We start from the raw sequence: 24934 nt of genomic DNA on the forward strand, positions 1-24934 counted from the left end.
ATAGAACATGGAAGATAATAAAAATAATATTACCTTAAGAAACATAACGACTGAAATTGAAAATTCATTCTTAGATTATTCAATGAGTGTTATTGTATCACGTGCCTTACCGGACGTACGTGACGGGTTAAAACCAGTTCATAGAAGAATACTTTATGCTTTTAATGACTTAGGGTTAACATATGATAAACCTTACAAAAAAAGTGCCTTCGTTGTAGGGGAAGTAATGGCGAAGTATCACCCACATGGTGACTCTGCAACATACGGTACAATTGTACGTTTAGCGCAAGATTTCAACAGTAGATATCCTTTAGTAGATGGACAAGGGAACTTTGGTTCTATCGATGGAGATGGAGCTGCTGCGATGCGTTATACAGAAGCAAGAATGAGTAAGATTGCTTCTGAGTTACTTCGTGATATCAACAAAGATACAGTTGATATGCAAGATAACTATGATGGTACTAAACAAGAACCAAAAGTATTACCAGCAAGAATACCTAACTTATTAGTTAACGGAAGTAGTGGTATTGCAGTTGGTATGGCGACTAACATTCCGCCACACAACTTAGGGGAAGTTATCGATGGAGTAATCGCATTAGCAGATAACTCTGAAATAACTATTGCTGAACTTATGTCTAAGATAAAAGGACCAGACTTCCCAACAGGATCATTCTTATTAGGTCGTAGTGGAATAGTTAAAGCCTACACAACAGGACGTGGTTCTGTAATAATGCGTGGTAAAACTGAAATTGAACAAATGAAAAATGGTAAAGAAAGAATTGTTATTACAGAAATTCCTTACCAAGTAAACAAAGCTAAATTAGTAGAAAAAATTGCTGAATTAGCTCGTGATAAAAAAATAGAAGGTGTTACAGACCTTCGTGATGAAAGTAACCTAAAAGGTATAAGAATTGTAATAGAATTACGTCGTGATGTTAATAGTAACGTAATTTTAAATAATTTATACAAATTAACGCCATTACAAAGTTCATTTGGTGTTAATATGATTGCTCTTGTAAATGGAGTACCTAAGTTATTAAATCTTAAAGAAGTACTTTACTACTATCTAGAACACCAAAAAGAAGTAGTAGTTAGAAGAACTAAATTCGATCTTAAAAAAGCTCAGGCGCGTGCTCACATATTAGAAGGTTTAAGAATTGCTTTAGACAATATAGATAGAATTATTAGCTTAATTCGTGGATCACAAACTGCTGAAGAAGCAAAAGCTGGCTTAATAGATCAATTCGGATTAACTGAAATTCAAGCTCAAGCTATCCTAGATATGCGTCTTCAAAGACTTACAGGTTTAGAACGCGATAAGATTGAAGAAGAGTACAGTAAACTTATGGAACTTATCGCTGATTTAGAAGATATTCTAGCTAAACCAGAACGTGTAATTCAAATAGTTAAAGATGAATTATTAGAAGTTAAAGAAAAATTCGGAGATAAACGTCGTAGTGTAATTATCGAAGGACAAGTAGATCAAATCGAAAATGAAGATTTAATCGAAAAAGAACAAATTATAATTACTCTATCCCATAACCAATACATTAAACGTCTTGCTGCAAGTACTTATAAATCTCAAGGTCGTGGTGGACGCGGAGTAAATGGTATGACTACAAACGATGAGGATAATGTAGCTTATATGCTAAGTTGTTCAACTCACGATCATATTCTATTCTTTACAGATAAAGGTAAGGTTTATACTCTTAAAGGTTATGAAATTAACCAAATGAGTAGACAATCTAAAGGAATACCTATCATTAACTTATTAGAAATTGAAAAAGAAGAGAAAGTAAACTCTATTATTGCAATATCTGATCTTCAAGAAGAAGGAACAAGCTTAATCTTCTCAACTAAATATGGTATCATTAAGAAATCTAAATTAGGAGATTACGCAAGTATCCTTAAGAAAGGTAAGATTGCTCTTAAACTTGATGAAGACGACTCACTAATTGATGTTCAAAGAATTACTGATGATCAAGATATTATGATTGTTACAGCAAATGGACAAGCAATTAGAATTAATGCTGAAAAAGTCCGTACAATGGGACGTGTAAGTCGTGGTGTTAAAGGTATTACACTTTCTCCAGATGACTATGTAGTAGGTATGGAAGTTGTTGATGAGTCTAAGAAAATTTTAACAGTAACAGAAAATGGTATTGGTAAAATTTCTAAATCTACGGAATTCAATGTAATTAACCGTGGAGGAAAAGGTGTTAAAGTAGCGAAAGTTACTAAGAAAACAGGTAAGATTGTAGCGGTTAAATCAATCGCAGGAAACGAAGATTTAATGATTATGACTGATCAAGGAATTATTATTAGAATAGACGTTTCAACAATTAGCACACTTGGAAGAACAGCGACAGGTGTTAAAGTAATTAATCTTGTTGATGATCAAAAAGTAGCAACTGTTACATTAGCAGCGAAAGAAGAAATCTACGAAGAAGAATAATAAAATATAAATCGAGGAAATTATTGAAAGTAAGATTGATAAAATTTCACTTTCAAATTCCTCGATTTTTTATGTATAGAAATTAAAAACTACCAATTTAATCTTCTAGTTATTAGAATGATAAATCATGTGAATATTAGAATATTATTAGAATTTTTAGATATAATATAAAATATTATTCGATAAAACAAAATAGGAACAATAAAATTAAAAAAACAAAAAAAGTTAGTAAAATGCATGAGAAAATGAAAAAAATTCTCAAAATTTATTGTGTTATTTCTAAAAAAGTTTTATAATGGAATATGTAGTTAAAACTGATAAAATAAACTTTATTAGTAAAAATCTTATCAAGGAGTAACTAGATGCAAAAAACAAGACTAGAAAGCAATGTAAATGAAAATATTATCCAAGAGGAGATTAAGATTCTTACTGAAATGTTATTGAAAGCAACTCAAAAATTAATTTCAGAAGAAACTTTTCAAAAGATAGTAGAATTGAAATCATTAGCAGATCAGAAAAATTATGAAAAATTAAATCTTATTATTAAAGACTTAACACAAGAGGAAATGGAAATTGTTGCTAACTTCTTCTCAGTTTTACCTCTTTTAATTAATATTGCCGAAGATGTTGACTTAGCTTATGAGGTAAACTATAAAAATAACTCTGGTGAGTCTTACATAGGTAAGTTATCTGATTCAATAAAAAATATTAAAGATAAAAATATTTTAGATAATATTAATGTTGTACCAGTATTAACAGCACACCCTACACAGGTTCAACGCAAAACAATTCTTGATTTAACTGAAAAATTACACTCATTATTAAGAAAACATAGAGATGTGAAAAATGGTTTAATTAATGAAAGAAAATGGAGAAATTCAATCCAAAAACATATCGAAATATTAATACAAAGTGATATTATTCGTGAGAAAAAACTAAAAGTAGCAAATGAGATTACAAACGTATTAGAATATTATAATTTATCTTTCATAAAAGCAATTGGAAAACTAATGACTGAGTATAAGCTGTTATTAGAAGAAAATAATATTGATTTAAAAAATGAAACACCTATAACTATGGGAATGTGGATTGGTGGAGACCGTGATGGTAACCCGTTTGTAACAGCTGAAACACTGAATTTATCAGCGATGAAACAGTGTGAACTTATATCTAATTATTATTTAGATAAATTAGAAAGTCTATATAGAACATTCTCAATGTCGACTCAATATATTCAAGAAAGTAAAGAATTAGAAGAATTAGCTAATCGTTCTAATGATTCATCAGTATATAGAGAAAAAGAACCATATAGAAGAGCAATATTTTATATTAAAGAAAAACTTGAAAATACTAAGGAATTCTTACTTAATGATAAGGAAATTGGAGAAAAGTACTTAACATCATTAGAATTTATTAATGATTTAGAAGTAATAAAAACATCTTTATTAGAAAATAAAGGTGAAATATTAATCACTGGAGAATTTGAGGAATTACTAAATGTTGTGAAAATCTTTGGATTCTATTTAGCAAGTATAGATATGCGTCAAGATTCAAGTGTCTATGAAGCTTCTGTAGCAGAATTACTAAGAAGTGCTAATATTGAAAAAGACTATAGTTCTCTAAGTGAAGATGAAAAATGTAAATTGTTATTAAAACAATTAGAAGAAGATCCACGTCCTCTAAGTATTAATGATGAAGATAAACAATCAGAAGAATTAAGAAAAGAGCTTGCTATTTTTAGAACAGCTAGAAAATTAAAAGATAAACTTGGAGACAATGTTATTAAACAAAACATTATATCTCATACGACTAGTGTGTCAGATTTATTAGAACTAGCGATTATGCTTAAAGAAGTTGGATTAGTAGGTAGTGATTTTGCTAGGTTACAACTCGTACCATTATTTGAAACTATTGAAGACTTAGAAAATTCATATGAAGTTATGGATAAATACTTAAGCTTAGATATAGTGAAAAAATGGGTGAGTGATAATGGTCGATACCAAGAAATAATGTTAGGATATTCAGATAGTAACAAAGATGGTGGATATTTATCATCAGGATGGTCATTATATAAAGCTCAACAAGAACTTTCTTCGCTTGGTGAGAAACACAATATCAAAGTTACATTCTTCCACGGTCGTGGTGGTACTGTAGGTCGAGGTGGAGGACCAAGTTATGATGCGATTATTTCACAACCACTAGGAAGTGTTCAAGATAGGATCCGACTTACGGAACAAGGGGAAATTATAGCTGCTAAGTATGGAAATAGTGATGCTGCTTATTATAATCTAGAAGCATTATTCTCTGCTGTAATTCAAAGAATGAATGCCGATAAAGTGAATACTGACATTAGAGATATTCCAGAAATTCAAATCATTATGGATGAAATCGTTGATGATAGTTATAGTAAATACCGTGAGTTAGTGTTTGAAAATCCAAACTTCTACAATTATTTCTTTGAGGCAACACCAATTAAAGAAATATCAAGTTTAAATATAGGTTCTCGTCCAGCATCACGTAAGAAAATTACGGATATCGGTGGCTTAAGGGCTATTCCTTGGGTATTTTCATGGTCACAAAGTAGAATTATGCTTCCAGGTTGGTATGGAGTAGGAACAGCATTCTCTAATTTTATCAATAAAGACAAAGCAAATATTGAAAAGCTACGTTCTATGTATAAACAATGGCCATTCTTTACATCATTATTATCAAATGTAGATATGGTTATGTCAAAATCAGATATGGATATTGCAAAAGAATATGCAAATCTATGTAATAATGAAGAAACTAAAAATGTATACGAAGAAATTCTAAGAGAGTGGAACTTGACTAAACAAGTAGTACTAGAAATTTCAGAACACAAAGAGTTCTTAGAAGATAATACATATTTAACTCGAAGTTTAGAAAATAGGTTACAATACTTTAATACTCTAAACTTACTACAAGTGGAATTGATTAAACGTGCAAGAGAAGGTAAATTGCCAGAATCTCAAATTAATACAATTCACATAACAATTAACGGAGTTGCTACTGGACTTAGAAACTCAGGATAATATAAAAATGACACTAAGATTGAATCAGTCTTAGTGTCTATTTTTACGGCTTCCTAATCATTTATAATTCTGAAAAATACCTAAATGAAGATACAAAAAGAATAGGAAGTTGCTCAAAAATCGTGATTTCGAAGAAATCGATTTTGTCGAGTCACCCCCGCACAGTTTATAAGATATCTAAAAAGCTTTTATAAAGCGACTTTAGATATCAATAAACCACTGCGTCTATAAGTTCTCATAGACACTTTGTTAAATATTATGACTTTTGGGTCAGCCCCTTAATTTGTTTTATTTAACTTTTATAGCAATATAGCTATTAGGGGCTACAACAGTACCAAAAGGTGTTGAATAAATTTCATTGTTTCCAAATATTTTTTCACCAAAATAATCTTCAATAAAGTGAGCCTTAGAATCTAAGTTTATTATACAAAGAATGTTATTACGTCTATATGCAACACATTTTTCATTAGTATAAATAAATTCAAAATTTGTAATAAAATCATCTTTATTTTCATTTCTAAATTTTGATAATTCTATATAATGATTTAGTAAATCTTCATCTTTATTATTATGAGAAAATCCTAGTCTGTTATATGGGTCTCTAAATCCATACATACCAATTTCATCACCATAGTAAATACAAGGAACACCAGGTAATGTAAATTGTATGAAACTAGCAAATTTCAATAGATTTTTAGCTTTGTTATATTGTTTTTGTGACATTTTATATGTTGGACGTTCATGAACAGGTACATCTTCTGGATTGTTAAATGCTAATATTGTAAGAACACGCTCAGTATCATGACTTCCAAGTAAATTCATCACCGCATCAAGAGAAGGGCGAGGATAGTTTTCTACCAATTTTAGTATTTCTAGGGTAAAATCATCTGCATTTTTATATTTTACGAAATTAATAATAGCATTTTTCCATGGATAGTTCATTACACTGTCTAGTTGATCACCTAAGAAATATCGACGTCGTGTATTGTAAGAAATTTTATTAGTTGCATCTTCCCAAACTTCTCCGATAATTAGGGAATCTTTATCATAGTATTTTGCACTTTCACGAATTCTATCTAAGAATTCATCAGGAAATTCATCAGCAACATCAAGACGCCATCCAGCAATTCCTAATTTTTGCCAAAAGTTAACAACACCAGTATCTTTATTATTTATGAAATCACTATATTCTTTGTTTTCTTTTACCACTGTAGGTAAATTGTCAAATCCCCACCAAGAGTGATATTCGTTAGGGAAATTAATAAAATTAAACCAAGAATAGTATGGTGAATTTTGAGAGTTATAAGCTCCAATACTGTCATAATTGTTATATCGATTGAAATAAATACTGTCAGAACCTGTGTGGCTAAAAACACCATCTAGAATAATTTTAATATTATCTTTTTTGAAATCTTTACAGAATTTTTCGAATTGCTCATTAGTTCCAAAATAAGGGTCAACATTAAAATAATCGGCAGTAGAGTATCGGTGATTCTCAGGGCTCTCAACAATAGGATTTAAATAAATACTTTCTATATTTAATTTCTTAAAGTAATCTTTTTCTTCCTCTATCCCTAATAGATTCCCCATTAGGAAATCTTTAGCACCATAATTATCATGAGTAATAGATGAGTGTGGAACGCTGTACCAATTTTTATGTCTAATTCTTACATTTTCATTTTTTGCTATTGTTGCGGTATATTTATCACTTCGTTTAAATCTATCTGGGAAGATTTGGTACATAATTGAACCTTTGTACCAATCTGGTGTAGTGAAGTTTGCATCGTAGACTGTAAGTTGCCAGTCAGGTAAGTCATCATTACTATTAACTAACTTAGCATTTAATCTATCATTTTTTAAATATACATTAAAATTATCAAAATGTACTTCAAAATGATAAAAGTATAAGCCAATATTAAAAGGATCAAACTCTACGAAATATTTAGAATAATTACTTTCAGTCTTTTCTTTAAATTTCAAACTTTTAGAAATAATCTCTTCAGAAAATTCATTTTTTATAATAATTTTGAAATCATTAAAATAAAAATCATCTTTAATTAACACTTCAAAATGAAAAACATCTTTATTTTTTATTGCTCCTTTAGGAAATTTATTTTTTATAGGATTAAATTTAATCATTTTTTCTTCTCCGAAATATAAAATTTGCATTATCAATTTGTTTTACAAAAATAACAATCTTAATTTTAATACAAAAATATTTAAAAGTAAATGTTAATATTTTAAAAAATAGAATTTGATTAGTATTAAAGCATTAAATTCGAGATGAAAATTTGTAACGAAATAGTAAAGAAAACATTTACATAAAAGCTTTCATATGTTATACTATAGGTATAAAAAATAAAGAATAAATTAGTGTTGATTTGAACTATTTTTTATGAAAATTTTATAAAATTAAATTTTTTTAAAAACTGAAGAAAACGTTTACTTTTTATTGAAAAGGGGGTTATTTAGTGAATAGTAATATGGCCGAATATTTATTCCATGAAGGAACTAATTACCATAGTCATAAATTTTTAGGATCGTTTTTAGAAGGGGATTCTTGTACTTTTAGAGTATGGGCCCCAAACGCGAAAAGAGTTTTTGTTACAGGTGAGTTTTGTTCTTGGTATCCACATACATATGAAATGAAAAGAATAAATGATAGAGGAATCTATGAAATTCAAATTCCAGGAGTTAGCGAGTTTGATACCTATAAATATGTAATTGTAACACATAGTGGGGTTGAATTATGGAAGGCAGATCCCTACGCTAAGCATGCTGAGACTAGACCGTTAACAGCATCAAAAGTTTATACTTTACCAGAATATAAATGGAAAGATAAAAAGTGGATGGATAATAGAACGGTACCTTATCATCAGCCTATGAATATTTATGAAGTACATCTTGGATCTTGGAAACATAATGAAGAGGGTAAAGAACTAAGTTATAGAGAATTAGCACATAGACTGGTAGAGTATGTAAAAGAAATGAATTACACTCACGTTGAGTTATTACCGATCACAGAATATCCATATGATAAATCATGGGGATATCAAGCTACAGGTTATTTCTCTCCTACATCAAGATATGGGACACCGGAAGATTTTATGTATTTTGTTGATATTTGTCATCAAAATAATATTGGGGTAATACTAGATTGGGTTCCAGGACACTTTACAAAAGATGCTCATGGATTATATGAATTTGATGGAACACCATGTTATGAATATTCTGATACGAGAAAAATGGAACATGAAGGTTGGGGAACTAGAGTATTTGACTATGGTCGCAATGAGGTTAAGTCATTTTTAACATCAAGTGCAGTATCATGGATTGAAGATTATCACATAGACGGAATCAGAGTCGATGCTGTTAGTTCTATGATTTTTCTAAATTACTGTCGTGATGAAGATAAGTCGGCACGAAATATTTATGGTGGATTTGAGAATTTAGAAGCAATAGATTTTCTGAAAAATCTTAATTTGTATATAAAAGAAAATTATCCAGGTGTAAGTATGATAGCAGAAGAATCAACTAGTTATCCAAAAGTAACTGCTGCAGTTGAACATGGTGGTTTAGGATTCGACTTCAAATGGAATATGGGATGGATGAATGACAGTCTTGATTATTTAGAAACAGATCCTTTCTTTAGAAAAGGAGTACATAACAAATTTACATTTTCTATGCATTATGCATTCTCTGAAAATTTTATTCTTCCAATCTCACATGATGAAGTAGTTCATGGGAAAAAATCTCTTTTAGATAAGAGTCCTGTTCCATACGAAGACAAATTTGCAAACTTTAAAGCATTTTTAGGATATATGTATGCACATCCAGGGAAAAAATTAGCATTTATGGGAATTGATATTGCTCAATTTATCGAATGGGATGAAGAAAGAGAACTTGATTGGTTATTAATGTTATATCCTAAGCATGTTTTTACACATAGATATGTAAAAGAACTTAATAAGTATTATAAAACTACGCCAGCACTATGGGAAAATGACAGTGATTGGGATGGTTTTAGATGGCATGTTGTAGATGATAATAATAACAATGTTTTTGCTTTTTCTCGTAAAGATAGATCAGGTAAAGAAGTCTTAGTAGTTAGTAATTTCTCAAATCAAGTATTGAAAAATTATGAAATTGGGGTAGATACTTGGGGAAGCTATAAGATTGCGCTAAATTCTGATGCTAAAAAATACGATGGTATTGCAGTATTAAATAGAAATCTTAAAACAATTAATAAAGAAAAAAATGAATTTAAATATACGTTGAGTTTAAACATTCCGCCTTATGCGACAATGTATATAGAAAAGAAATAACAAGTTTTGAAGAAGGGGGTCAACTTAATGGCACGAAAAAAAGAAGTTGTAGCTATGCTACTAGCAGGAGGACAAGGTACAAGATTACAAGTATTAACAAAAGATATGGCTAAACCAGCTGTACCTTTTGGTGGAAAATATAGAATTATAGATTTTCCACTTTCAAACTGTGCTAACTCTGGAATTTCAACTGTAGGAGTACTAACTCAATTTATGCCTTTGGAACTTAACTCATATATGGGGAATGGTCAACCATGGGATTTAGATAGAATGGATGGAGGATTATCTATTTTACCACCTTATACTGCTGGAAAAACTGGAGAGTGGTATAAAGGAACTGCAAATGCTATTTATCAAAATATTAAATATATAGAGCAATATAAACCAGAATATGTCCTTATATTATCTGGGGATCACATTTATAAAATGAACTATAAAGAAATGTTAGATTTCCACAAAGAAAAAGGAGCAGATTTAACAATTGCACACATTAATGTTCCAATTGAAGAAGCTAGTCGATTTGGGATTCTAAATACAAATTTTGACCTTAAAGTTACTGAGTTTTTAGAAAAACCAGAAAATCCAATATCTACTAAAGCATCTATGGGAATCTATATTTTTAGTTGGCAACAATTAAGAGAATATTTAATTCGTGACGAAGAAAACCCAGATAGTGAAAAAGACTTCGGTAAAAATATTATTCCAATGATGTTAAATGAAGGAAAAAATATCTACGCCTATCCATTCTATGGTTACTGGAAAGACGTTGGTACAATTGAGAGCTTATGGGAAGCAAATATGGACCTTATTAAAAATAAAGAAAACTTCAATATAGATGATAGACTTTGGAGAATTTATTATCGACACGAAGGAGCTATGCCACAATATTTAGGACATAGTGCAAATGTTAAAAATTCTATGATTTCAGATGGAACTACTGTATATGGAACTATTTCAGAATCTATAATTTCTTCAGGAGTTAGAATTGAAGAAGGTGCAGAAGTAGTAGGAAGCATCATCATGAAAGGTGTGGTAATCGAAAAAGGTGCGAAAGTTTACAATTCAATCATCGCAGAAGGTTCAGTTGTTAAAGAAAACGTAGAAGTTGGGAATAGAGAAATCGTTTTAGGAAAAGAACAAATAACTGTAGTAGGTAGAGATGAAGTTGTAAAAGAAAATAGGAAAGTAGAGGGAAAATAATATGGTAAGAGCGTTTTGTATTTTATTTGCGGATAACTATCGTAATGATGATCTACAAGGATTAGTAAGAAATAGAACACTAGCATCTTTAGCGGTTGCGTCAAGATATAGAATGGTTGACTTCATGTTATCTTCTTTAGTTAAAGCTGAGATATCTAATATAGCAGTAGTGACAAATCATCATTACAAATCTTTAATGGATCACTTAAGTTGGGGGAAAGACTGGGATCTTAACAGAAAAAATAGTGGATTGAAGTTTATAACGCCGATGTCAAACCATCAATCAAACAGAGTAGCACAAAACAAAATTGAAGCATTAGGGGATGCAGCTAGATATGCGGATACATTATTAGAAGAATACTGTATACTTGCTGATGGAAATATTGTTGGGAATATTGATTTTAAGGAAATGGTAAATTACCATAAATCTACAAATGCTGATATAACATTAGCTTATACGTATAGAAAACCTCAACAACGTGAGTCACAAATTATTTTTGATGATAAAAACAGAGTATATGATAGTTTATATCATTATGATGGATATGATCAAGTTTGTCCGACACAAGTTAAAATATATATTATGTCTAAAGACATGTTTAAAGAACTTGTAAAAAAAGGTATGACATATGGATGGCAAGATATTCTATTAGATTTCATTACTAAGAATTTCCATAGATTAAATGTTTATGGTTATGAAATTAAAAATTATACAAGAACAATTAATAGTGTTCAAGAGTTTTATAATTTTAATAGAGATTTATTAGACCCTAATAAAATGAATGAATTATTCTTATCAGGAACTGATATCCTAACTAGGGTTCAAGATAGTGTACCAACTACTTATGGAGATGGAGCAATCGTAAAAAATTCTATACTAGGAGATGGTTGTGAAATTAATGGAATTGTTGAGAACAGTATATTATTTAGGGACGTAGTAGTTGAAGAAGGTGCAGTCATTAAAAATTCTATCATAATGCCTAATAGTGTTATTAAAAAATCAGCTTACCTAGATTATGTAATTTTAGACAAAGAAGCAACTGTTTCAGAAAGAGTTGAATTAAAAGGAACTGAAAATTGCCAAGTTATTGTCGAAAAAAATAAAGTAGTATAATAAAAAATACGGGTTAGGATAAAATGTGGGAGATATTTGTAAAATCTTCGATTTTCGAAAGAAAAAAGAGTATAATAAACAGATAGACTACATCTAAAACTAACCCTTTTAGTATGAAATAAATAACGAATAAGGAGAATTATAATGAAAATATTATTCGTGGCAGCTGAAGCGGCACCATTTGTAAAGGTTGGAGGACTAGGAGATGTTATAGGATCATTACCTAAAGCACTTCAAGATGAAAATGTAGAAGCAAGGGTAGTACTACCTTTGTATTCTTCAATAGATAGACAAAAGTACGATTTAAAATATAAACAACATATATTTATTAATTTAGGGTGGAGAACAGTTTATTGCGGAATTTTTGAAACGCAAGTAAATGGAGTAACTTATTATTTTATCGATAATGAACAATATTTTAATAGAGATAGTGTATATGGTCAAGATGATGATGGTGAGAGATTTGCATTCTTTTCAAAAGCTGCATTAGAAATATTACCTCATATTGATTATAAACCAGATATAGTTAATGCTAACGACTGGCATGCAGCTTTATCTGTAATTTACTTAGATGATATTAAGTCAAGAGGACAAGGTTTTTATCAAAACATTAAAAGTGTAATATCTATCCACAATATTGAATTTCAAGGGAAATTTAACCCGTATGAAATGGGGAATTTATTCGGTTTAGACAATAAATACTTTGATGCTTTAATATATAAAGGTGATTTAAATCTATTGAAAGGTGCTATTCAATTAGCCGATAGAATAAATACGGTAAGTGAAACTTATGCACATGAAATATTAGATCCATATTTCTCATATGGCTTAGATGATATACTAAGAGTAGAACAAGGTAAACTTCACGGTATAATTAATGGTTTGGATATTGATAAGTTCAATTCAAAAACTGATAAAAATATTTATAAGAACTTTGATGTTAAAACATTAAAAAATAAAGTAGAGAACAAATTGAAATTCCAAGAAGAGTTAGCATTAGAAGTAAATGAAAATATACCTATGATAGGGATGGTTACTAGATTAACTCACCAAAAAGGAATTGACTTAGTTCTTCATGTTGCTGATGAAATCTTAAAAACAGGTGCTCAACTTGTGATTTTAGGAACAGGTGATCGTCATTATGAAGATGCACTTCGTTCATTAGAATATCGTCGTCATGATAAAGTAAGAAGTTTAATTATGTTCTCATCAGAAGTATCATCAAAAGTATATAGCTCGTGTGATATGTTCTTAATGCCATCTAAAACTGAACCATGTGGTTTATCTCAACTTATTTCAATGAGATATGCAACTATACCGATTGTTCACAGAGTTGGTGGTTTAAGAGATACTGTAGAACCATTTGATGGAAAAACAGGAACAGGGTTTACATTCGAAAGTTTTGATGCATATGATATGTTAGATGCAGTATACAGAGCAACATATTGCTATTATCAAGAACGTCATATTTGGAATATAATTATGAAAAATGCAATTCAACAAGATGTAAGTTGGAAAAAATCAGCACTACAATATATTAATATGTACAACGAGATCGTCTAACAAGATAAATTATAGGAGAGACTAATGAAACAACAAGAGTTAGAACAAAGAATAGAAAAGTATTTAAAACGACAATTTGGTATTACAATACAATCAGCTAGTAAACGTCAAGTTTATGAAGCATTAATGAGTACTGTTAGAGAAAAATTATCTGAGAAAAAATTTGTGTATGAACAAGAATTAAAGAAAACAAAGCAAAAACGTGCTTACTACATGTCAATGGAGTTTCTTGTAGGTAGAACTTTAAGAAACAATTTATTTAATCTTGGAGTAGAAAAAGAAATCAAAGAATACCTTGCAGAAAATAACTTCGATTTAGATGAAATTTATGATATTGAACCAGATCCAGGTTTAGGGAATGGTGGTCTTGGGCGTCTTGCTTCATGTTATTTAGATGCTTTAACAAGTAGTGATTATCCAGTAACAGGTTTTTCTATTCTTTATGAATACGGAATCTTCAAACAAGTGATTAACAATGGTTGGCAACAGGAGTTTCCAGATTATTGGTTAGACTTAGGGAAATACGGTTTAGTTTATAGAAATGACGAAGAAATTGAAGTTAGATTCTATGGTCACGTAGAAGAAAAAATGACTGAAAATGGATTTACTGTAGAACACAAAGATTATACTTCGATTCAAGCTGAACCATATGATTTATTAATTTCAGGATATAAAACAAAAACAGTAAATACCTTAAGATTATGGGAAGCAAAAGCAAAAACTGGATTTAATATGAAATTGTTTGAACGAGGGGAATATTCAAAATCTTCAGAAGCAGAAGCAATAGCTTCATCAATCTCTAAATTATTATATCCAGCAGACAGCACAAATGAAGGTAAAGAATTACGTATTAAACAACAATACTTCTTTATTAGTGCTTCATTGCAACAATTAGTGAAAAATCATTACAATGAATTTGGAACATTAGAAAACTTAAGTGAACATGTTGCATTACATATTAATGATACTCATCCAGCGATGGGAGTTCCGGAATTGATGAGATTATTATTAGATGAATACGGATATTCTTGGGACAAAGCATGGGAAATTACAACTAAAACTTTCGCCTACACTAACCACACAATTATGGCAGAGGCATTAGAAAAATGGTCTGTAGATTTATTTAAACCATTATTACCACGTATTTACTCAATTATTGAGGAAATTAATAAACGTTTCTGTCAATGGGTAATAGATCAAGGCAAAGACTACACTTTAGCGGAATCTGCAATTATATATGATAATCAAATAAGAATGGCTAACTTATCAATAGTAGGAAGCCACAATGTTAATGGTGTATCAAAACTACATAGTGATATTCTTGTAGAATCTACATTTAGAGCATTTAACGAATTGTATCCATCTAAATTCGGAAATGTAACTAACGGTATAGCTCACCGTAGATGGTTAGGACAGGCAAACCCTGAACTAGCATCATATCTAAAAGAATTAATCGGTGATGATTTCGTTAAAGATTTATCTAAAATCAGTAAATTAAATGATTATAAAAATGACAAAAAAGTTGTTGCTAAACTTCAAGAAATTAAAAAAATTAAAAAAGAACAACTTGCTACTTACATTCAAAATACAACAGGTATAACTGTAAATCCAGAATCCATCTTTGATGTACAAGTTAAGAGACTACACGAATATAAACGTCAATTACTGAATGCATTACACATTGTATACTTATATAGAGAGATAAAATATAATGGATTACGTCCAGTACCAAGAACATTTATTTTTGCTGCAAAAGCATCATCGGGATATCAAATGGCTAAAAATATAATCAAATTTATCCACTCAATCTCTCAAATGATAGAATGTGATGAATTAGTGCGTGAATACATCAAAGTTGTATTTTTACCAGATTACAAAGTAACACTTGCAGAAAAAATTATTCCAGCGGCTGATATTAGTGAACAAATTTCACAAGCCGGAAAAGAAGCAAGTGGCACAGGTAATATGAAATTAATGCTAAATGGAGCTTTAACATTAGGAACACTTGATGGAGCTAATGTAGAGATTCATGAAGCGGTAGGAGATGATAATATCTTCATCTTCGGTTTAGAAACTCCAGAAGTTGATGCATTATATGCTCATGGATATAAACCTTGGGAATACTACAACAATTCAGTAAAAATTAAAGAAACATTAGATTTTATTAGAACTATGACTGTAGGAGGTATGAACTTCAACTTTATCGTAGACTACTTATTAACTCAAGATAACTATATGTGTCTAGCTGACTTTGAAAGTTATGTTGCAGCTCAAGAAAAAGTTGCCGAAACATATCAAGATAAAGAAAAATGGGGACAAATGAGTTTAGTAAATACAGCTAACGCTGGTATCTTCTCTGCAGATAGATCAGTAGCTGAATATGCTAAAGATATTTGGAACATAAAAAAAGTAAAATAGAATATTAATCTAGAGGGTGACCTAATAGGAAAATTTTCCTTAGGTTGCTCTTATTTTTGTTAGGCTATAAAATATCAACCAATAACAAAGAGAAATATTATTTAAATTTAGATATAATGTATATATAAACACACCATTCTCATAGATAAAATACGATTAATATGGTAAAATTAAAAGGAAAGACTGTGCCAATTTTAAAATTAATATTTATTTTGAAATGCACACTTAGTAAATAAAAAAGAGGTAACTATGGCAAAAGAAAGAGCAGATGTCCTTTGCGTAAGTCAAGGATTATTTGAATCAAGAGAAAAAGCAAAACGAGCTATAATGGCTGGTATAGTTTATAATGATAATATTAGAATTGATAAAGCAGGGGAAAAGATTGAATCAACTGCTGAACTTAGAATTAAAGGTAAACAGATGCCTTATGTAAGTCGTGGAGGACTTAAATTAGAAAAAGCAATTAATGAGTTAAACTTTGACGTTAAAGACAAAGTAATGATTGATATCGGTTCATCAACTGGAGGATTTACAGACTGTGCGTTACAAAACGGAGCAAAGTTCGTATATGCTTTAGACGTGGGTACTAATCAACTTGTGTGGAAACTACGTAATGATGAACGTGTAAAAGTAATGGAACAAACAAACTTCAGACATTCTGTTAAAGAAGATTTTGATGTTTATGAAATTGATATAGCTTCAATTGACGTTTCATTTATTTCGTTATCATTAATATTACCAAATCTTGCTGAAATAATAAAAGATGGTGGAGAAGTCTGCGTACTTGTAAAACCTCAATTTGAAGCTGGAAAAGATAAGGTAGGAAAAGGTGGAATCGTTCGAGACAAAAAAGTTCAACTAGAAGTCGTAGAAAAAGTATTGCTACTAGCGAACAGTGTTGGATTCAGTATGACAAATCTATCTTATTCTCCAATAACAGGTGGAGAAGGGAATATCGAATTCTTAATGCTTCTTAAATACAATGCTGATAAAGAAGTGGAAAACAGTAAAATCAATATAGAGCATATTGTAAATAATGCTCATAATCACTTTAAATAGAGGAGGAGCCAATGTTAATTCAGTTAAATATTAAGCAATTTGGAATAATTGAAAAAGCTACTATAGAACTTAAAAATGGTTTAACTGTCTTAAGTGGAGAAACTGGTGCAGGAAAATCAATGATTCTAGCGGCAATTTCGCAACTATCTGGTCAAAGAACATCAACGTCTTATATTCGTTACGGTGAAGAGAAGGCAAGTGTTGAAGGTGTATTTGATTTTCCAAAGAGTAAAGAAGTTAAAGAGATTTTTAATGAACTTGATTTAGACCTTGAAGATGAGGTTATTGTAGTTCGTCGTGATATTTATAGTAGTGGAAAGAGTGTTTGTAGAATTAATGGAACTATAGTTAATCTGTCTACATTAAAAAAAGTAGCCGCTCATTTATTAGATATTCATGAACAACACGATAATCAAGTATTATTAGTAGAAAAAAATCACCTAAACTTGGTAGATTCATTTAATAGAGAAAAAATTCAACCTGTATATTTAAAATACAAAGAAAAATATAAAGAATACCAAGTAATTAAGGAAAAAATTGATAACTTAAAACAACAAGAAAGTGATGTTCTTCAGAAAGTTGATTTCTTAAAATTCCAGTATAAAGAATTAAGTCAGATGAAACTTAAAAAAGATGAAGATTTAGATCTTGAAAAGGATATTGACTACTTAGAGAATTTTGAAAAAGTAAATACACTTGCTCATAGTATTACAGATGGTATAGATGGTGAGTATGGAGTATTATCAAAACTTGCAGAAATTAGATCTAATCTAGGGGAACTAACTAGGTATAATTCAAACTTTGAAGAAAAATATGAAGAAATTACAAATTTATATTACATTCTTGATGATTTAAAATATGAAGTTTCTAGTTATACTGATGTAATTGAATATGATGAAGAAAAATTAGATCGTTTAATTTATAGATTAGATAAAATAAAAACATTAGAGAAAAAATACTCTAAACCACTTAATGATCTAATTGCCTTTACTGAGACGATTAAAGAAGAATTAGATGAGTTAGAAAACTATGAAGAGAACTTCGAAAACTACTTAGAAGAAGGTAAGAAAATCGAAGAAGAACTGACGACTCTAGCTGAAGAGTTAAGTTCAATAAGAAAAGAGACAGCATTAAAACTTGAGAAACTTATTCAAGATGAGTTGAAATTTTTATACATGGAAAAAAGTACAATTAAAGTTGATTTTAAAGAAAAAGATTTTTCATCAACAGGAAAAGACGATGTTAAGATATTAATTAGTGCAAACCTTGGTGAACCGCTAAAATCATTATCTAAAGTTGCTTCAGGTGGAGAACTTTCAAGGGTAATGTTAGCTCTGAAAATAATTTTCTCAAGAAGTATAGAAGCTACTTCGATAATATTTGATGAAATTGATACTGGAGTAAGTGGAAGAGTATCACAAAGGATGGCTGAAAAAATGTATCAGCTTGGTGTAGGTTCGCAAGTACTTTGTATTTCGCACTTACCTCAAACTACAGCCTTAGCAGACACAAACCTACTAATCAGTAAAGAAATAATTGATAAGAGAACATTAACTGTAATTAGAGAACTATCAGAAGAAGAGAAGATTGCTGAAGTAGCAAGAATGGTGTCAGGAGACACTATGACAAAACTTTCTGAAGAACACTCTATTGAAATGTTAAGACTAGCAGAAAAAACTAAAGCAGAAATAAAAGAAAAACTAAACAAATAGTTACAAAAAATACCAAAAAGGTATAGGAGGAACATGACAAAAGAAGGAAAAATTTTAAAAGCACTTAGTGGATTTTATTATGTGGATTGTAATGGAGAAATAGTTACGTGTCGCGCACGAGGGAATTTCAGAAATGAGAATATCACACCATTAGTAGGTGATGATGTAAAAATTCAAATGAGTGATAATAATACAGGATATGTAGTTGAAGTTTTAGAAAGAAAAAATGAATTACTAAGACCTAAGGTTGCGAATATAGATTATAGTATTATTGTAGTATCTGTTAAAGATCCTGAGTTTTCAAGTAAGCTACTAAATAAAACAATTTGCTTAAATGAAAATAGTGACGTAGATATTATTATCATTTTTACTAAGTTAGATTTATTAGATGATGATGAACTAGAAAAAATGAAAGAAATAATGAATTACTATTACGAAATAGGATATCAAGTGTTCACAAATTCTGAAGAAGATATCGATAGATTAAAAGAAGTTATTTCTAATAAGTACGTAGCGATTTCTGGACAATCAGGTGCAGGGAAATCTACGTTCATTAATAAACTAGCAGAGCACCTTGATATCGAAACAGGAGAAATTTCTAAACATTTAGGGCGTGGACGACACACGACTAGACATACGGAATTTTATCAAATTGATGATTTTTATATCGCAGATACACCAGGATTTTCTTCACTTGATATTACATTTATTGAAAAAGAAGATTTACAATACTTATTTAGAGAGTTTCATGACTATGATTGTAAATTCAAACCGTGTAATCACATGGAGGAAATTCAATGTGGTGTCAAAGAAGCGGTAGAAAGTAAACAAATACTAGAAAGCCGTTATGAAGACTATAAAGTTTTATTTATAGAAAAACAAAATCAAAAAAGAAAATATATAAAGGAGAGATAAGATGAAGAAAATTTTACCCTCAATATTATCAGCAGATTTTGCTAATTTAGAAAGAGATATTAAAGAATTAGAAAATATAGGAATTGATATGTTTCATATAGATGTAATGGATGGGAATTTCGTTCCTAACATTTCTTTTGGATTTCCAATAATTGAAGCAATCCGACCTAAGACAGATAAAATTTTTGATTGTCATTTAATGATTGCTAATCCAGAAAATTATGTAGAACAATTTTGTAAAGTTGGTTGCGATATGGTTTCTTTTCATATAGAAGCAACTAATCATGCAGATAGATTAATACAAGTAATCAAAGATAATGGAAAAAAAGCTGGTATAGTATTAAATCCTCAAACACCACTTGAAAGTATTAAATACTTATTACCAAAATTAGATTATGTTCTAATTATGACTGTTAATCCAGGGTTTGGTGGTCAGAAGTTCATTCCAGAAATGCTTGAGAAAATAGAAGAATTAGGTAAGATAAGAAAAGAAAAAAATTATAACTTCTTAATAGAAGTAGATGGTGGAATAAATGTAGAAACATCGAAAGCTTGTAGAGATAAAGGTGCAGACTTATTAGTTTGTGGATCATTTTTATTCGGAGCAAGCGATAAAGAAAAAACATTAGGTGAGTTGTTAAAATAATGAATACAAAAAAAATAAGCATAATGTTAGGTGGGGTATTTCCAGATGAATTACCTTCATCTGACTTATGGTGTGGAGTAGATAGAGGAGCATTGTACTTACTTGATAAGGGGATAAATCCATTATTAAGTTGTGGAGATTTTGATTCGATTACTTCTGAACAAAGAAAAGAAGTAGAGGGAAAATCCAAGTATTTTAGAGTAAAGGATAGTGAAGATTTAACTGATGCAGACTTCGCATTAGAAAATATACTAGAACTATTTGATTCAGTAGAAGAAATAGATATATACGGAGCAACAGGTAGAAGACTTGATCACTTCTTTGGAAATATTTTACTTCTAAATAATGAAAAATATAACAGCGTTAAAGTAAAAATTATTGATGATAATAATATAATAACGGTAGCCCATAGTGGACAAAATATTTTTGAAAAAATTGAAGGGTATAAGTATTTCTCAATAGTCCCAATATATAAAGATACTAAAATGACTATAAAAAATTCTAAATACGAAGTAGAAAATCTGATTTTGACTCTAAATCGTCCTAATGCAACAAGTAACGAATTTGCTAATGAAAAAGCAATTGAGTTGGAAGTAAGTTCAAATGTATTAGTAATATATTCTAAAGATTAGAAGGAGACATTATGATTGAGATAATACAATTTATGCTTATAGCTGTACTTGCTGGTTTTCTTGGTTCTTTAGTAGGTTTAGGTGGAGGAATAATTATAACACCGGCCTTAACAATCTTATTTGGTATAGATATTAAATATGCAATAGGAGCTAGTATCGTAGCGGTAATAGCGACTAGTAGTGGTTCAGCAATAGCATTCGTGAAAGATCATATTAGTAATATGAGAGTAGGTATGTTTTTAGAAGTATTTACAACTGCGGGAGGAGTCGTAGGAGCTCTTATGGCAGGAATATTCTCTTCTAAATTGCTATATATCTTTTTCTCGTTAATTCTATTGAATTCTTTTTATGGTATGCTTAAGAAAACAGGATTAATAACTAAGCTGAAAAAAGAAGAAGAAAAGGTAGTAAATGATAAATATGCAGACAGATATAAGTTAAATTCAACATATTACGATAAAGCGACAGGTAAAACCATAGCATATAATGTTACTAATGTTCCTCAAGGATCACTAGTAATGTTTGGAGCAGGTTTTGCAAGTGGATTACTTGGGATTGGTAGTGGAGCGTTCAAAGTTGTCGCATTAGATAGTTATATGAAATTACCTATAAAGGTAAGTACAGCAACGAGTAACTTCATGATGGGTGTCACAGCAACAGCAAGTGCTCTAATTTACTTCTTTAATGGAACAATCAATCCAGCAATCGCAGCTCCTATAGCTATAGGAACTTTAATAGGATCTAGAACTGGAGCTAAGGTAATGCAAAGATTAGATGCAAAATATATACGATATATATTTCTACCAATCTTATTATTTACAATAGTTAACATGTTCTTAAAAGGTGTGGGGGTACTTTAATATGGAAAAGAAAAGAGATATAAATGTCGTTATTTCTAATATATTAAAGACTGGAGTATTTATTAGTTCATTCTTTATTATAACAGGGATAATACTAAGTTTTATACATGGAGTAGATGGTGTTTTAACTATAGAAAGGTATACTTTCATAGAAATGCTAAAAGGATTAACAACATTAAATTATTACTCATATTTAATGTTTGGGATATTCTTATTAATATTAACACCTGTACTGAGAATAATCGGGTTGCTTTATGTTTATCTTGAAGAAAAAGATTTTAGATTCGTGAGAATCTGTTTATTAGTACTAATAATTTTAATAGTTAGTCTAATGCTAGGAGTAACTCACAATTAAAATAAGAAAAAATTTAAAATAAGAAAAGTATGACTATGCGATAATAAAGAATCTATCGTCAAATGTGAACAAAATGTGAACGAAAAATGGTAAAAAGTAGGAAAAGTGCTACTTTTTATCATTTTTGTTTTGCTATAATAAAGACTATGTTATAAAATAATATTATAAATATTTGCACTAAATATAATTTAATATTTTTAAAGGAGGTATATCTATGTTGGATCCACTATTACTTGCTAGGATACAATTCGCAGCGACAACAGTGTTCCACTTCTTCTTTGTACCGATTACTATTGGTATGGTGTTCTTAATCGCGATTTTTGAAAGTATTTATGTTAAAACTGGCGATGAGCATTACAAAAGAATTACGAAGTTCTTTGGTCATTTATTCCTAATTAACTTCGCTGTTGGGGTTGTTACAGGTATCCTACAAGAGTTCCAATTTGGTATGAACTGGTCTGAATATTCTTCATTCGTAGGAGATGTTTTTGGACCTTCACTTGCGATAGAAGCATTACTTGCATTCTATCTTGAGTCAACATTTATCGGTATTTGGATTTTCTCTTGGGAGAAAATTAACAAAAAATTACACGCAATGTGTATTTGGTTAGTAGGTATCGGAACAGTTATGTCAGCGTTCTGGATTTTATCTGCTAACTCTTTCATGCAACACCCAGTTGGTGTTAAATACGTTGAGAACAATGTAATTGGTAAGAAAGCAGAGATGATTGATTTCTTTGCAATTATTAAAAACCCATATTTATGGAACCAATTCCCTCACGTAATTACAATGGCGATAACTGTAGGGGCATTTACAATTGCAGGTATTGCATCTTGGAAAATGCTTCGTAAACACGAAGTTGCAATCTTCAGAAAAGCTTTTAGAGTTTCAATTATTGCTGCTCTAATCGGTTCAACTGGATTATTCGTAACTGGGCACTCTCAAATGCAATATTTAGTAAGAGAATATCCTATGAAAGTTGCAGCTGCTGAGGCACTATATGAAGATACAGGAAACTCAGCACCATTCTCAGTGTTAGCAACAATCGATCAAAAACAACAAAAAGCAGAACATTATATTGAAGTTCCAGGTATGTTAAGTTTCTTAGCATATGATAAATTTGAAGGAAGCCTTAAAGGTATGAAATCTCTTCAAAAAGAAATGGACGAAAAATATTATCCAGTAGTTGGAAAACATATTGATTACACACCACATGTGCCGACTATTTACTACTCATTCAGAATTATGTCAGCTTCTGTGGGTATCTTAATTCTAATGTCATTACTTGGAACTATTTATTCATTCAAGAGAACTGAAACTAAGAAACGTTGGTTCTTAAAACTTATGCCTTGGACACTTCTAGTAGCTGAAGTTGCTACTGCTTGTGGTTGGATTATGGCAGAGATGGGACGTCAACCATTCTTAATCTTTGGAGTTATGGCTACTGAATCAGGAGTTTCACCAAACTCTGGTGCATCAGTGTTATTCTCATTATTAGTTTTCTGTGTGTTATATACAGTATTAGGTATTATACAATTTATCGCATTCAGATACACAATGAACAAAAAAGAAACAACTGTGAAGGAGGTAGCATAGTATGGATTGGTCAGTAGCCTTACCAAATATTTGGTTCTTACTTATAACAATACTATTTACAGGATTCTTCGTATTAGAAGGATATGACTTCGGAGTTGGGGTACTAGCTCAAGTACTTGGTAAAAACGATGAAGATAAACGCGTTTACTTCAATACAATCGGTCCTTTCTGGGATGCAAATGAAGTATGGCTATTAACAGGTGGTGGAGCGATGTTCGCAGCGTTTCCTATCTGGTATGGTAAATTATTCAGTGGTTACTACATCGCATTCGTATTATTACTAGTTGCGTTAATTTTACGAGGCGTATCATTTGAATTTAGAGGTAAATTAGGTAATAATAGAACTTGGATTAAATCATTCGATATAGCAATGTTTGTAGGTAGCTTACTTCCTCCGATTTTATGGGGAATAGCAGTAGCTAACTTCATGACAGGAGCAAACCTTGATGCTAAGAAAAACTTAGTCGATGGTTTCTTAGGATTATTATCACCATTTACTATTCTTGGTGGAATTATGATGTTACTTCTAATGTTAGTTCACGGAGCTCAATTCTTAGCTCTTAAAACTACAGGAGAATTAAGAAATGCAGCTCGTGCGACATCTGCATTATTATTCCCATTCGCTGCAGTAGTAACATTAATATTCGCAATCTGGGCACTATTTAAAACAGATATCTTTACAACAAACTATTATGTTGGTTTAGTACTAGCTTTAGTAGCGGTAGCATTCTTTGTATTATCATTTGTTTTAAACTTCAAAGGTCGTGACTTAGGTGCGTTCTTAAGTACGTCAGGAACTTTAGCGTTCCTAACTCTAAGTGTCTTCGCTGGTATGTTCCCACGTGCTATAATAAACAGTAATGATGTTAGTCAATCATTATTTATTTATGATGCTGCTAGTGGAGTATACACACTAAGACTTATGACAATAGTTGCATTATTCCTATTGCCATTTGTTTTAGGATACCAAGTTTGGTCATATTCTATTTTTAGAAAACGACTATCTAAAGAAGATAAATTGGAGTATTAG

The 24934-nt window shown here is 30.4% G+C and carries 17 protein-coding genes; 16 read left to right on the top strand and 1 reads right to left on the bottom strand.

The annotated features are described in order from the left end of the window. Window positions 1–7 precede the first annotated feature (7 nt). Together gyrA and ppc are read left to right on the top strand one after the other, a co-directional pair. Window positions 8–2455, top strand: coding sequence for a DNA gyrase subunit A (gyrA, locus tag ACWOA3_RS01665; protein ID WP_003146321.1), 2448 nt, complete (start codon window positions 8–10; stop codon window positions 2453–2455). Between the two features lie 362 nt (window positions 2456–2817). Further along, a complete protein-coding gene (ppc, locus tag ACWOA3_RS01670) occupies window positions 2818–5508 on the top strand; it encodes a phosphoenolpyruvate carboxylase (protein ID WP_456883867.1) in 2691 nt (896 codons plus the stop codon). 288 nt (window positions 5509–5796) lie between these two features. Here the strand turns inward: ppc and ACWOA3_RS01675 are convergent, their stop codons facing one another. Then, window positions 5797–7647 (bottom strand): glycoside hydrolase family 13 protein, encoded by a 1851-nt coding sequence (locus ACWOA3_RS01675; protein WP_003146314.1) that lies wholly within the window; start codon window positions 7645–7647, stop codon window positions 5797–5799. A gap of 332 nt (window positions 7648–7979) precedes the next feature. On the opposite strand from ACWOA3_RS01675, the gene glgB reads away from it, so the two are divergent. The 14 genes from glgB (at window position 7980) to cydB (ending at window position 24934) form a co-directional block, all read left to right on the top strand. Further along, entirely contained in the window at window positions 7980–9833 is a 1854-nt protein-coding gene (gene glgB / locus ACWOA3_RS01680; protein ID WP_456883868.1) for a 1,4-alpha-glucan branching protein GlgB, read from the top strand. Between the two features lie 27 nt (window positions 9834–9860). After that, window positions 9861–11033 carry a glucose-1-phosphate adenylyltransferase gene (locus tag ACWOA3_RS01685; protein ID WP_456883869.1) on the top strand — a complete coding sequence of 391 codons (1173 nt, stop codon included), beginning with the start codon at window positions 9861–9863 and terminating at the stop codon, window positions 11031–11033. A 1-nt stretch (window position 11034) separates the two neighbouring features. Continuing rightward, window positions 11035–12147: a glucose-1-phosphate adenylyltransferase subunit GlgD gene (glgD, locus tag ACWOA3_RS01690; protein WP_456883870.1), complete on the top strand. Its 1113-nt coding sequence runs from the start codon at window positions 11035–11037 to the stop codon at window positions 12145–12147. 144 nt (window positions 12148–12291) lie between these two features. Next, window positions 12292–13710 carry a glycogen synthase GlgA gene (gene glgA / locus ACWOA3_RS01695; RefSeq protein WP_456883871.1) on the top strand — a complete coding sequence of 473 codons (1419 nt, stop codon included), beginning with the start codon at window positions 12292–12294 and terminating at the stop codon, window positions 13708–13710. Between the two features lie 24 nt (window positions 13711–13734). Then, window positions 13735–16128 (top strand): glycogen/starch/alpha-glucan phosphorylase, encoded by a 2394-nt coding sequence (locus ACWOA3_RS01700; protein WP_456883872.1) that lies wholly within the window; start codon window positions 13735–13737, stop codon window positions 16126–16128. Window positions 16129–16377: 249 nt separating this feature from the next. Continuing rightward, complete coding sequence (locus tag ACWOA3_RS01705) at window positions 16378–17187, top strand: TlyA family RNA methyltransferase (protein ID WP_456883873.1); 810 nt, start codon at window positions 16378–16380, stop codon at window positions 17185–17187. An 11-nt stretch (window positions 17188–17198) separates the two neighbouring features. Next, the gene (recN, locus tag ACWOA3_RS01710) at window positions 17199–18899 is read left to right on the top strand and encodes a DNA repair protein RecN (protein ID WP_456883874.1); all 1701 of its coding nucleotides are present in this window, start codon (window positions 17199–17201) and stop codon (window positions 18897–18899) included. A 33-nt stretch (window positions 18900–18932) separates the two neighbouring features. Further along, a complete protein-coding gene (gene rsgA / locus ACWOA3_RS01715; protein WP_003146301.1) occupies window positions 18933–19814 on the top strand; it encodes a ribosome small subunit-dependent GTPase A in 882 nt (293 codons plus the stop codon). Window position 19815: 1 nt separating this feature from the next. Further along, the gene (gene rpe / locus ACWOA3_RS01720) at window positions 19816–20460 is read left to right on the top strand and encodes a ribulose-phosphate 3-epimerase (RefSeq protein ID WP_456883875.1); all 645 of its coding nucleotides are present in this window, start codon (window positions 19816–19818) and stop codon (window positions 20458–20460) included. Then, the gene (locus ACWOA3_RS01725) at window positions 20460–21092 is read left to right on the top strand and encodes a thiamine diphosphokinase (protein WP_003146298.1); all 633 of its coding nucleotides are present in this window, start codon (window positions 20460–20462) and stop codon (window positions 21090–21092) included. The genes rpe and ACWOA3_RS01725 overlap by 1 nt, the downstream gene beginning before the upstream one ends. Window positions 21093–21103: 11 nt before the next feature. Then, complete coding sequence (locus ACWOA3_RS01730; RefSeq protein WP_456883876.1) at window positions 21104–21952, top strand: sulfite exporter TauE/SafE family protein; 849 nt, start codon at window positions 21104–21106, stop codon at window positions 21950–21952. Between the two features lies 1 nt (window position 21953). Continuing rightward, on the top strand, window positions 21954–22307 hold the full coding sequence (locus ACWOA3_RS01735) for a DUF1634 domain-containing protein (RefSeq protein WP_003146295.1): 354 nt from the start codon (window positions 21954–21956) through the stop codon (window positions 22305–22307). Between the two features lie 214 nt (window positions 22308–22521). Next, a complete protein-coding gene (locus tag ACWOA3_RS01740) occupies window positions 22522–23904 on the top strand; it encodes a cytochrome ubiquinol oxidase subunit I (protein WP_003146293.1) in 1383 nt (460 codons plus the stop codon). Between the two features lies 1 nt (window position 23905). Further along, on the top strand, window positions 23906–24934 hold the full coding sequence (gene cydB / locus ACWOA3_RS01745) for a cytochrome d ubiquinol oxidase subunit II (protein ID WP_003146292.1): 1029 nt from the start codon (window positions 23906–23908) through the stop codon (window positions 24932–24934).

The sequence above is a fragment of the Gemella taiwanensis genome, from assembly GCF_054054385.1.